At 64.2% G+C, this 11,589-nt stretch carries 12 protein-coding genes; 7 read left to right on the forward strand and 5 right to left on the reverse strand.

The window, feature by feature from the left end:
• The first annotated feature begins 1 nt into the window (after window position 1).
• Complete coding sequence (gene pgeF / locus KBY77_RS00390; protein ID WP_255101650.1) at window positions 2-814, forward strand: peptidoglycan editing factor PgeF; 813 nt, start codon at window positions 2-4, stop codon at window positions 812-814.
• 18 nt (window positions 815-832) lie between these two features.
• Here pgeF and KBY77_RS00395 read toward each other — a convergent pair whose 3' ends face one another.
• Window positions 833-2,497: an NAD(P)/FAD-dependent oxidoreductase gene (locus KBY77_RS00395; RefSeq protein WP_255101651.1), complete on the reverse strand. Its 1,665-nt coding sequence runs from the start codon at window positions 2,495-2,497 to the stop codon at window positions 833-835.
• A 115-nt stretch (window positions 2,498-2,612) separates the two neighbouring features.
• Between KBY77_RS00395 and KBY77_RS00400 the strand changes: the two genes are divergently transcribed.
• Window positions 2,613-2,753: a hypothetical protein gene (locus KBY77_RS00400; RefSeq protein ID WP_255102074.1), complete on the forward strand. Its 141-nt coding sequence runs from the start codon at window positions 2,613-2,615 to the stop codon at window positions 2,751-2,753.
• Window positions 2,754-2,789: 36 nt separating this feature from the next.
• On the forward strand, window positions 2,790-3,575 hold the full coding sequence (locus tag KBY77_RS00405) for an MBL fold metallo-hydrolase (RefSeq protein ID WP_255101652.1): 786 nt from the start codon (window positions 2,790-2,792) through the stop codon (window positions 3,573-3,575).
• Here the strand turns inward: KBY77_RS00405 and KBY77_RS00410 are convergent.
• The gene (locus tag KBY77_RS00410) at window positions 3,527-4,366 is read right to left on the reverse strand and encodes an Npun_R2479 family HD domain-containing metalloprotein (RefSeq protein WP_255101653.1); all 840 of its coding nucleotides are present in this window, start codon (window positions 4,364-4,366) and stop codon (window positions 3,527-3,529) included. The two genes, KBY77_RS00405 and KBY77_RS00410, sit on opposite strands and share 49 nt — an antisense overlap.
• 129 nt (window positions 4,367-4,495) lie before the next feature.
• Here KBY77_RS00410 and gorA point away from each other — a divergent pair, with 129 nt between their 5' ends.
• Complete coding sequence (gorA, locus tag KBY77_RS00415; RefSeq protein ID WP_255102039.1) at window positions 4,496-5,908, forward strand: glutathione-disulfide reductase; 1,413 nt, start codon at window positions 4,496-4,498, stop codon at window positions 5,906-5,908.
• A 116-nt stretch (window positions 5,909-6,024) separates the two neighbouring features.
• Complete coding sequence (locus tag KBY77_RS00420) at window positions 6,025-6,858, forward strand: response regulator transcription factor (RefSeq protein ID WP_255101654.1); 834 nt, start codon at window positions 6,025-6,027, stop codon at window positions 6,856-6,858.
• A gap of 327 nt (window positions 6,859-7,185) precedes the next feature.
• Here KBY77_RS00420 and KBY77_RS00425 read toward each other — a convergent pair whose 3' ends face one another.
• Window positions 7,186-7,764 (reverse strand): ferritin, encoded by a 579-nt coding sequence (locus KBY77_RS00425; protein ID WP_255101655.1) that lies wholly within the window; start codon window positions 7,762-7,764, stop codon window positions 7,186-7,188.
• 130 nt (window positions 7,765-7,894) lie between these two features.
• Between KBY77_RS00425 and KBY77_RS00430 the strand changes: the two genes are divergently transcribed.
• Window positions 7,895-8,197: a hypothetical protein gene (locus KBY77_RS00430; protein ID WP_255101656.1), complete on the forward strand. Its 303-nt coding sequence runs from the start codon at window positions 7,895-7,897 to the stop codon at window positions 8,195-8,197.
• A gap of 132 nt (window positions 8,198-8,329) precedes the next feature.
• Complete coding sequence (locus KBY77_RS00435) at window positions 8,330-9,634, forward strand: FAD/NAD(P)-binding oxidoreductase (RefSeq protein ID WP_255101657.1); 1,305 nt, start codon at window positions 8,330-8,332, stop codon at window positions 9,632-9,634.
• 1 nt (window position 9,635) lies between these two features.
• Here KBY77_RS00435 and KBY77_RS00440 read toward each other — a convergent pair whose 3' ends face one another.
• Window positions 9,636-10,463, reverse strand: a complete 828-nt coding sequence (locus KBY77_RS00440) for a lysophospholipid acyltransferase family protein (protein WP_255101658.1) — start codon at window positions 10,461-10,463, stop codon at window positions 9,636-9,638.
• Window positions 10,464-10,588: 125 nt separating this feature from the next.
• Window positions 10,589-11,575: a cysteine synthase A gene (gene cysK, locus KBY77_RS00445; RefSeq protein ID WP_255101659.1), complete on the reverse strand. Its 987-nt coding sequence runs from the start codon at window positions 11,573-11,575 to the stop codon at window positions 10,589-10,591.
• Window positions 11,576-11,589: the final 14 nt, after the last annotated feature.

An 11,589-nucleotide genomic window follows, 5' to 3' on the forward strand; every position in this document is an offset into this window, starting at 1 on the left:
CGTGGCTGAAGCCGTCGACCCCCCTTTCGATCGCCCCGATCGGGGCTTCAACGCTCTGGACGGCTGGACCTGGGTGGGCACCTATGGCGGCTACTTTCTCCAGTGCGACCTGCTGCAGGAGTTCGAGCACGGCTTCTTCACACGCCAGTGGAGCGGGCGCGGCCCCCAGGAGCTGGCGGCCGCCATCAGTGCCGGTGTTTCGGTTCACCGCACCCGCCAGATCCACAGTTCCCGGGTGCTGGCCGCCAGCCAAGCGGCCGCTGAACCCTGGCCGGAAGGCGATGGGCTGGTCAGCGATGGTGGTGGCCAGTCGCTCTGGGCCTGCGGCGCCGACTGCACCCCCGTGCTGATTGCCGATCGGGCCAGGGGCTCGGTGGCGGCCTGTCATGCCGGCTGGCGCGGGGTGGCCACCGGCATCCTGCCAGCAGCGATCGAAACCCTGGAGCGCTCGGGCAGCCAGCGCAGCGATCTGCTGGTGGCCCTGGGGCCTGCCGTGAGTGGTGAGGCCTACCAGGTGGAGTTGGATGTGGCCATGCAGGTGGGCAGCGCCTGCTGCGCCCCTGGTGAGGATCCCGCAGAGGTCCTGGTGGAAGCCGGGGCCCTCAAGCCCGATCCTGCGCCCGGCTCCCCTGGTGATCGCTACCGTCTCGACATCCGCCTGGCCGCCAGGGCCCAGTTGCTCAACGCCGGACTTGGCCCTGAGCAGCTGCGGCTCTGCCCCCTGTGCACGGTGGCGGAGCCGCAGCTGTTTCACTCCTGGCGCCGCGATCAGGTCAAAGCTGTGCAGTGGAGCGGCATCGTCGCCCAGGCCTGAAGCTCGCCTCGATTCGAGTCATGTCTGGTTTGAGCCCTGCACACCCAGCAGGCTGCAGGCCACCGCCTCCGCCACCCGAATGCCATCGATGCCGGCGGAGAGGATGCCACCGGCATAACCGGCACCTTCCCCGGCTGGGTAGAGGCCGCGGGTGTTCAGGCTCTGCAGATCAGGCCCCCTCGGGATCCGCACCGGCGAGGAGGTCCGCGTTTCGACCCCGGTCAGCAGTGCTTCGGCCATGGCGTAGCCGGGAATGCTGCGCTCGAAGGCTGGGATTGCCTCCCGCAGAGCAACGACGGCGAACTCCGGCAGGCAGGCGCTCAGATCAGCGGGGGTGGTGCCCGGGGCGTAGGAGGGCTGGATCGAGCCCGGCGGGCGGCTGACCCCACGGCCTGCCAGAAAATCGTCGAGCCGCTGGACGGGTGCCCGATAGCTGCTGCCGCCGAGGGCAAAAGCCTTCGCTTCCCAGTGACGCTGGAAGGCCACTCCGGCCAGGGGGTCGGCTGGTCCCTCGCCGTAGGGGAGCAGATCTTCCAGCTCCAGTCCGACCACGATGCCGCTGTTGGCATTGCGCTCGTTGCGGGAGTGTTGGCTCATGCCGTTGGTGACCAGGTGGCCCGGCTCAGACGCGGCTGCCACCACCAGCCCGCCGGGGCACATGCAGAAGCTGTAAACGCTGCGGCCATCGCCGAGATGATGGACGAGCTTGTACTCGGCTGCGCCCAGTCGCGGGTGGCCCGCGCAGGGCCCCCAACGGGCCGCATTGATCAGCGCCTGGGGATGCTCGAGGCGCACGCCGATCGAGAAGGGCTTGGGCTCCAGTCGCACCCCGCCTCTGTGCAGGCTGGCAAAGGTGTCGCGGGCGCTGTGGCCCACCGCCAATACCACATGACGGGCCGCGTGACAGGAGCCATCGGCGAGCACAACGCCACAGACCCGTTGTCCGCCTGGGACCGCTTCGGTCTCGAGGCACACCACCTCGCTCTGGAAGCGGATTTCCCCTCCAAGGGCCTCGATGCGGCTGCGCAGTCCGCGTACCACCGTGGCCAGCTTGAAGGTGCCGATGTGGGGGTGGTGCAGCGTGAGAATCTCGGGATTGGCACCGCAGGCCACAAGCTCCAGCAGCACTTTTCGCCCCAGGTGACGGGGGTCGCGCACCTGGCTGTAGAGCTTGCCGTCAGAGAAGGTGCCGGCTCCACCCTCGCCGAATTGCACATTTGAATCAGGGTCGAAGGGCCGCTGGCCCCGCCAGAAGCCGAAGGTGTCGGCCGTGCGTTCCTTGATCGACTTGCCCCGCTCCAGCAGCAGGGGCCGCAGCCCCATCTGGGCAAGCACAAGCGCGGCGAAATAGCCACAGGGTCCTGCCCCGATCACGATCGGGCGCTCGGGCCGCTCTGAGGCCCCTGGCTCCAGGCGAGCCGGGAACCGGTAGGTGGTGTCGGGGGCCGGGCGCAGATGGGGGTCCTTCCGCCAGCGCTGCAGCAGGGCCTTGGGATCGGCCACTTCTAGATCGAGGCTGTAGCTGAAGCGGATGGCGTCCTTGTTGCGGGCATCAACGCTGCGCCTGACCAGCTTCAAAGCCCGAAGGCTCTGGGCTGGGAGCCCAAGCCGCTTCAGCACTGCCTGGCGCAGGTCGTCGTCGGTGTGATCAAGGGGAAGCTTGAGTTCGCTCAGCCGCAGCACGTGCCTGCCTGGTCCCGGGTAGAAATGTTGCTTGACCCTCTATTCCAGCAGCCCGCCCCCACCGGCGCATCAGGGCTGTCAGGCTGGGGCCACGAATCCGTTGGCATCGCGACTGTTGTTTATGGGTCTTGCCCACTGCCCGCTATGTGTTGCCCTGGCCGTGATCAGCCTGGTGCGTGGCGGCGCCCTGGGGGTGCTGCTCTTTCGGCTGTGCGTTGGCGAAAGCCAGTCGCGTTGGCGCCTCAGCGCTGCCTAGGGTCAAGCGCCACATAAGTTCAAGAGTTCTGGCGCCATGGCATTCCAGGCCACCTACTTTGGCGCCAACGGCTGGCTGCTTGATTTCGACGGCTTCCGCATCCTGCTGGATCCCTGGTTGACGGGACCCCTGGAATTTCCTCCCGGCCCTTGGTTCTTCCGGGCCGAGCTCAATCAGGCCTTGCCGGTCCCCGACGGGCTGGATCTGCTGTTGCTGACCCAGGGGCTCCCCGACCACTGCCATCCAGCGACCCTGGCACTGCTGGATCCCAGCCTGCAGGTCGTGGGCTCTGCCGGCGCTGCCACCAAAGCGTCCCAACTGGGCTTCCAGGCGGTCAAGGCCCTCGTTCCCGGGGAAAGGTTTCAGTACGGCGAGCTGACGATCACCGCCAGCTCCGGGGCCCCTGTGCCTCAGGTGGAGAACGGATACCTTCTGCAGCATCCCGCCGGCAGCCTCTATGTGGAACCCCATGGCTTTCTCTCGGCTGACCTCCCGTCCCAGAAGATTGATGCGGTGATCACCCCGGTGCTCGATCTGGGCCTGCCCCTGGTGGGAGCCTTCGTCAAGGGGATGCAGGTGCTGCCCCAGCTTCTTGAGCGCTTCCAGCCCAGGGTCGTCCTGGCCAGCACCAGTGGCGGTGACGTGCGTTACGAGGGCGTCCTGACCCGGATCCTCTGGCAGAAGGGGAGCATGGAGGAAGCAGCCGGGGGATTGGCGGCAGGCTCCCGCTTGATCGATCCAGTGCCTGGTGTGATCTACGACCTGCAGACCGCTCAGGGAAGCATCAGCAGTTCATGCTCCACCATGAAAATGTTGCCGTAGAGATTGGCGAGGATATCTTTGCCGGCCTGAGTCAGCTCTAGATATGGAATGGCATTCTTGATGTAGGGGAACACCTGGCCCCAGTAGAAGGTTGGATAGGCCTTGAGCAGCTGCCCGGGGTTCTCGCAGCCCAGAGCCTTGTTAACTCCCGTTTCCTCGAACTCCCAGAACAGGGCCGGAATCTTGTTGAGGTAACGGGGATCGCTCAGCTGGCCAATCAAATCAGAAGCCCGCACCAGGCCGGGCATGTGGGTGGTGCACTGGTGATCGGTGGAGGCGGGAACCGGAAAGCGGGTGAGTTCGATGTTGCTCTTGATCGTCTCGGCATCGATCAGACTGTGGCCGCCGAAGCGCTCGTCGATGAACAGCTTGCCGCGATCGATGTGATGGGGCGTCAGTGCTGCACAGGTGGCGCCTTCCTTGAGCCTCACCGATTCACCGTTGACGCCTGTGGCGTAGTGGCCATCCTTGTCGTCACGACAGACACCCTTGATGTAACCAATGTCGTGGCAGAGGTGTGAAATTGTGAAATGCAGCCAGTCGTCCGGCGTGATGCCACCTTCTCTCAGATGCTTGCCATAGAGGATATGCTGGCCCACCAGGGTGACCAGGATTGTGTGCTCGACATCGTGGTAGAGGGCATCGCCGGTAGCGATGTTTTCCAGGGCCATCGAAGCCGCCCAGGAAATGATCTCCTCGTATTCACGCTTGAGCGTGCCGTAGGAGGATCGGTAAGTTGCGACCAGACGTTGCTGCACGTCGGCGATCATCAACCGTGTGGCGTTGAACATCGCGGATGGTGACGGACTGCCCGCCTGATTCTTCGCTACAAGCTTGCCACCTTCTCAGCGGCTGTGAAGACTGGATGGCAACCGATCGACCATTCTGGCAGCAGTGCACCAGCTCCCACTGTGACGACCATCCCAGATCCGGCGGCCAGCCCAGAAGCCAGTTCGGTCGCTGCTCACGACCGCTTCGACCTGGTGGTGATCGGGGCCGGATCCGGGGGGCTGGCAGCCGCCAAACGCGCCGCCAGCCATGGGGCCAGAGTTGCCGTGGTCGAGGGTGACCGGGTCGGCGGTACCTGCGTGATCCGCGGTTGCGTGCCCAAGAAGCTGCTGGTCTATGGATCGGCATATCAGCACCTGCTGGCCGATGCGCCCAGCTATGGCTGGAGCGTGGGACCGGCCCAATGCGCTCCCTCCAAACTGCTGGCGGCGGTGCGTGCAGAGGTGGATCGCCTCAATGGTTTGCACATCGGCTTTCTCGAGCGCGCTGGGGTTGAGCTGGTGACGGGCTGGGGGCGCTTTCTCGATGCCCATCACCTTGAAGTGGTTGGCCGCGATGGCAGCTCGGATGGAAGCCGGCGCATCCTCTGCGGAGAACGCCTGCTGATCGCCACGGGGGGGCGCCCGCACCGCCCCTCGATTCCTGGGGCCGAGCTGGGCTGGGTGAGTGATGACATGTTTCTGCTGGAGGGTCTGCCCCAGCGGGTGCTGATCGTGGGCGGCGGCTTCATCGCCTGCGAATTCGCCTGCATCCTGCGCGGTCTTGGGGTGGAGGTGGATCAGTTCGTGCGCGGTGATCACCTGCTGCGGGGCTTCGACCGGGAACTGAGTGCCGCCGTGCACGAGGGCATGGAAGCCGACGGCATCACCATCCATTTCGCCCAGACCCTGACCGCCATCACCGGCAAGCCCGGTGAGCTGATCGCAACCACCTGCCAGGGACGAGCGGAGCCCTGTGGCGGTGTACTGCTGGCCACGGGCCGCCAACCCTTCCTGTCCGGCCTCAATCTGGCGGCGGCGGGAGTGGGGGTGGATGGCGGTCGTATCCCGGTGGATGCGGCTCAATGCACCAATGTACCTCACATCTTCGCGGTTGGGGATGTCACCGACCGCATCAACCTGACTCCGGTGGCGGTGGACGAAGGCCGTGCGTTTGCCGACAGCATCTACGGCGGACGAGCCCGGCAGGTAGACCACGACCTGGTGGCCAGTGCCGTGTTCAGCCAACCGGAGCTGGCCACGGTGGGCTTGAGTGAGGAAGAGGCCATAGCCCGCTTCGGTTCGGATGGGATTCGCCTCTATCGGACCCGCTTTCGCTCCATGGCCCAGGCCCTGCCTCAGCGCGGTCCTCGTTGCCTGCTGAAGCTGGTGGTGGAGGTGGCCTCAGATCGGGTGCTGGGCTGCCACATGGTGGGCGAACACGCGGCAGAGATCATCCAGATGGCGGCGATCGCAATCGGCATGGGGGCTACAAAGGCCGATTTCGATCGCACCATGGCCCTCCATCCCACCGTGGCCGAGGAGTTCGTGACGATGCCCCAGTGAGCAAGGGAGGATGAGAGCGGCCAGAGGGAAATGATCACAAAGCTGTCAGCGGATGGAGACAGCGGCAACATTGATCACATTCTGTGGGTTATTTAGATCGAGAGTCATGCGCTTCGATGGCCTCTCTCGTCCTGCTCATCGACCATGAACGGATCGGCCGTGAAAGCCTGGCCACTCAATTGCTGGAGGCAGGCTTCCTGGTGGCGGAGGCCGAGGATGGTCATCGAGGCCAGGCCATTGCTTTGCAGGCCAACCCGCAGTTGATCGTGATGGATCTGTTGCTGCCGGGAATCGACGGTCTCACGGTTCTACAGCGCCTGCGGCGGGATCAACGCACCAGTCGGACCCCGATCCTGGTGCTCACGGCACTGAGCAGCATTGATGACAAGGTGCGGGGCTTTACTTCCGGTGCTGACGACTACCTGGTCAAGCCCTACGCCCCTGAGGAACTGCTGGCCCGGGTCAAGGCACTGCTTCGGGGGCGAGCCACCACACCCCAGCTGGTGCGGGCACCGGACCTGCTCAGTTACGGCCCGCTCACCCTGGTGCCGGAACGGTACGAAGCCCTCTGGCATCAAACGCCGGTGCGCCTGACTCGCACGGAATTCGAACTGCTGCACTGCCTGCTGCAGCGTCATGGTCAGGTGGTGCCCTGGGCGGTGCTCCTGCGGGAGATCTGGGGCTACGGACCCGAGAACGACGTGGAATGCATCCGCACCCACATCCGCCATCTGCGCGGGAAGCTGGAACGCGACAGCCACAGGCCCACCCACATCAAAACGATCTACGGGATTGGCTACTGCCTGGACCTGCCCCTCGATACGGCCGCGGAGGCGTACGTCGGCATAGGACCCCTGGGACTGGTGGAGGAATCACCCGATCAGCACGGTTTGACCAGCGCGCCAAGCTCCTTGGGCTGGGACCGAGGAAAACGCCGACTGGAGGCCTGAGTAACATTAATCACATCGATCGGTCGTTCTTGGACATCCAGCCTTGGCCAGTGGCGCTTGGATGGATCCAGGATTTTTCCCTTCTCCCTGAATCCTGTGAACGACACTTGCCCCTGGATCGACCCCTGCCTTGAGCGTGTGGCCTGCCCGGTGATGAGCACGGCCAAATCGAGCGGAAAAGGCTGCAAAGCCAAAAAGTGCTCTAACTGGAAAGGCGGTCGCTGCCGCTGTGGCCGCGACTGAACTCCAGCCGTCATTCTCCAGAGGACCTGATCCTCTGGAGAATGACGATTCCTCAGGCAGAAGACGGCTCAGATAGACGATCGATCAGGCTGCGGTGGGTCCAGCAGCTCCGCTCAGGGATTGGTCCAGGATCATCAGTGCGCCGAAGTCGGTGCCGCAGTGACGGACCTGGGCGAGCAGATGGGCAACTTCACTCTCGGCATCCACCTGAGCCTTGATCATGGGGTCAAGAAAGATGGAGCTGCGGTAGTCGCCGCAGCGCTCAGCCAAGCTGTAAAGCTGTTGCAACGATGTCGTGACTTCTGCCTCCATTTCAAAGGCGGATAGCAGCACATCTTCAACATTTGTCCACGTCTGCCTCGGTTGGGAAAGATCAGAGAGCTCAACCGGCTGGGATCTGGCGACCAGGTAATCAACGAACAGACCGGCGTGGGCCCGCTCACCGTCGGATTCAGCCCTGGCATAGGCGGCAAACCCATTCAGTTCTCTTTGGGTAAACCACACGGCTATTGAGAAGTAGGTGTAGCTGGCCATCAATTCCATCTGCAGATGGTTGCACAGCCCCTGGTGCAATTCAGCCTCCATCTCCTGGGCCACCGGACGTCGCGGCAGCAAGGGAACCGTATTCAGGCTCGTGACGCTGGCCGGATTGCTGATCAGCATGGGTTCATTCCAATTGGCCTAGTCTACAAAGGATCCCGAGCTTGCTGCCATCGTCTGCTCGCCTGCAGCCAGAACCAGTAGCCGAACCCTTGAACTCAAGCTCACATAAAGCGTGAATCTGTTCCATTGCATGTCTGAGGACTGGCGCACCCCAGGCAGCATGCCAACAGAACTGGCCTCCCTGACCCGATTGTGCTGGTGCCTTGGGGTGCGGAGTCGTCAGGCCCTCCAGGCCGCCCGAAGTCGCACCAACCCGCAGTTGCGCGCCAGGTTGGAGCACGATTTATTGCATTTCCGTCTGCAGAGCAACACCATCGCTCGCCATGCCGAGACGTTGGTGGAGTTGCTGGATTCACTCCACTGGGAGGTTGCCCTGCTCCGTGAAGTGCTGCTCCGGAATCAGCGTCACTTCGGTGTTTCCACCACCGGCTGATCCCTTGCTGACCCCCCGCTCCGTTGTCTCAAGGATTGACGCAGAGGCTCTCGAGAGGCCGTGAGAGGACTCCCACAGCCATTGTCGTGTGGTCCCGGCGCGCCCTAGACAGGAGAGGTGAGATCAGATGTCATGAGCCCATCCAGCCCGTCGCAGCAGCACCACCAGATCCTGATCGTCGGCGGCGGAGCGGCGGGGATCACGGTGGCCAGCCAGTTGCTTCTCGCCAGGAGAGGTCTTGACGTGGCCATTATTGAGCCCAGCAGCGATCACTACTACCAACCGGGCTGGACCCTGGTCGGCGGAGGGGTGATGACCCAGGAGCAGACCCGCCGTGATGAGGCCGACCTGATTCCCGCTGGTTGCAGCTGGATCCGCGCCGCCGCCGCCAGCTTCGAGCCGGAGGCCAATCAGGTGACCACCACCGATGGGGACACCATCAGCTACGACGCCCTGGTGGTGGCCACCGGCCTGCAGCTGCGCTGGGAGCGGATCAAGGGATTGGAGGAAGCGCTTGGTCGCCAGGGTGTCACCAGCAACTACTCCCGGGAACACCTTCCCTACACCTGGGAGACCATCCGCAACTTTCCGGGCGGTACCGCGATCTTCACCTTTCCGGACACCCCGATCAAATGTGCTGGGGCGCCCCAGAAGATCATGTACATGGCCGATGACATCTTCAAGGCCACCAGTGGCGTGGGGGTCAACACCAAGGTGGTGTTCGCCACCGCCGGACCCGGTATCTTCGGTGTTCCGGTCTATGCCCGGGTGCTGAAGAAGGTGGTGGAGGAGCGGGGTATTCAGGTGCTTCTGCGCCACAACCTCAAGGAGATCAGGGCCGATGAGCAGGTAGCGGTCTTCGAGGTCAGCGATGCTGAGGGGGCCATCTCCAGAGAGGAGATTCCGTTCACGATGATCCACGCGGTGCCGCCGATGTCAGCCCCCGATGTCATCGCCAAGAGCCCGTTGGCCACCAGCGCCCCCGGTGGCTGGGTGGATGTCGACAAATTCAGCACCCAGCACGTCCGTTATCCCAATGTCTTCTCCCTGGGGGATGTGTCGTCGTTGCCCACCTCCAAGACCGCCGGGGCGGTGCGTGGCGAGGCACCGGTGCTCGTGGCCAATCTGCTGGCCCAGCTCGACGCTAAGCCTGTGCAGGCCCGCTACGACGGTTACAGCGTCTGCCCGCTGATCACCGGTTACGACAAGGTCGTGATGGCCGAATTCGACTACGACCTGCAGCCTGTGAGCTCCTTTCTGATCGACCCCACCCGCGAGCGCTGGAGCATGTGGCTGATGAAAACCAAAGGTCTGCCCTGGATTTACTGGAACAGAATGCTCAAGGGTCAGCCGCATGAGAGCCGCTACCTCAAGCCGCTCAAACCACTGATGCAGGCCCTTGGTCTGTCCTACAAGGGCGAACCGTCCGCCAGCTGAGTCAGCTGTTGCGGGCCAGTTCATCGAGCTGGTCCTGCATCTCTGCCACCACCCGCCTGTAGCAGGCCTGCACGTAGGCCCTGTCGCGGCTGGCGGCATGGCCGCTGCGCTCGAACCGGATCGGCCGGCAGACCCGGGTGTGGATCTTGGCCGGCAGTGGCAGGTTGGGCAGTGGCCCTACGGCCAGGCCCCAGGGCAGGCCGAGGTAGAGGGGAAAAACCTCGGGGTCGATGCCGAACAGCCAGGGCAGGCCGCGTTCATGCCAGCGCTGCATCGGTTCGTAGCAGTCCTCCAGGACGATCAGAGTGTCGTGGCTGCCCCAGGAGATCAGCGGCACGATCGGCACGCCGTGACAGAGGGCAAGTCGGATGAAGCCAGTCCGCCCCCTGAACTGAATGGTCTGGCGCAGACGGTGCGGCCGGAAGGCGTCCTGGCCACCACCGGGGAACACCAGCAGGCTGTCGCCTCGTTCCAGCACGGCCATGGCCCCCCGCGGGTAGTAAGGAATCGCCCCGGTGCGGGCCGCCAGTTGCGCCGCCTGGGGAAACACCTGCCACACCTTGGGATGGGCCAGGCCGTAGACCCTCCGCTCCAGACCGATGCGCCGGAACCAGTCGAACATCAGCATCGGCAGGTCAGGGCTGGCCAGCCCGCCGTTGTGGGATCCCACCAGCAGCAATGGTCCTTCGCCAGGTATGTGCTCCCAGCCGCTGGTGCTCACTCGGAAGTAGTGGCGGTAAAGCCATTCCCAGAGCGGCATCAGGCGCTGGATCACCTCTGGATCGCGCTCGGCACCAGGTTCAGGGCCCGCCGTTCGGCCTTCAGTCATGGGTTTGGGTGAGGCCGACGCGTGAGTTGTTTGCCATGAGAGCGTCCATTGATCGTTCTCTGCGCCTGCGCAGCCTGGTTGCCGAGATCCTGGTGCTGACGCTGATCCTGCTGCAGGTGGCGCGACTACCGCTCGACCAGAGCCAGTCCGGCGGCATCAAACACTCCTTCGAACAGCACCGAACTCAGGTACCGCTCCCCTGAGTCAGGCAACACCACAACGATCGTTTTGCCGGCGAAGACATCCTCAGCGGCCAGGCGCAGGGCAGCCACGGTGGCGGCTCCGCAGGAGATGCCCGCCAGGATGCCTTCCTCGCGCATCAGCCGCCTGGCCATGGCCACGGCCTCCTGGTCGCTGACAGCCTCCACTCGATCCACCAGATCCAGATCGAGGTTGTCGGGCACGAAGCCGGCGCCGATCCCCTGGATCTTGTGGGGCCCGGGCTGGGGTGGTTCGCCAGCTTTCGCCTGGGCGATCACCGGGCTGTTCACGGGCTCCACCGCCACCGAGAGCAGCGACTGCCCTCGTGTGGTCTTGAAGTAGCGGCTCACCCCGGTGATGGTGCCTCCCGTACCGACCCCCGCCACCAGCACATCCACCTGGCCGTCGGTGTCGTTCCAGATTTCCGGTCCGGTGGTGTCGTGGTGGATCTGGGGATTGGCAGGGTTGGAAAACTGCTGAAGCAGTACGTATCGCTCGGGATCGGAAGAGGCGATCTCATGGGCCCTTCCCACCGCGCCGGTCATGCCGAGCTTGCCCTCGGTGAGCTCGAGCCTGGCGCCGTAGGCGGTGAGAAGCTTGCGGCGCTCCAGGCTCATTGTTTCCGGCATCGTCAGCGTGAGCGGTATCCCCCGGGAGGCGGCCACGAAGGCCAAAGCGATGCCGGTGTTGCCGCTGGTGGGCTCGATCAGCTCTTTGCCGGGACCGAGCCGTCCTTCCTTTTCGGCCTGCCAGATCATCGCGGCACCGATCCGGCATTTGACCGAATAGGCGGGATTGCGTCCCTCGATCTTGGCGAGCACCGTGGCCCGGCTGTCACCGACCACCCGGTTCAGCTTCACCAGTGGGGTGCGGCCGATGCTCAGGCTGCTGTCAGCGAAAATCGACGCCATCAAGGACACCGGAA

The sequence above is a fragment of the Synechococcus sp. Cruz-7E5 genome (assembly GCF_024345995.1).
Classification (GTDB): domain Bacteria; phylum Cyanobacteriota; class Cyanobacteriia; order PCC-6307; family Cyanobiaceae; genus Regnicoccus_A.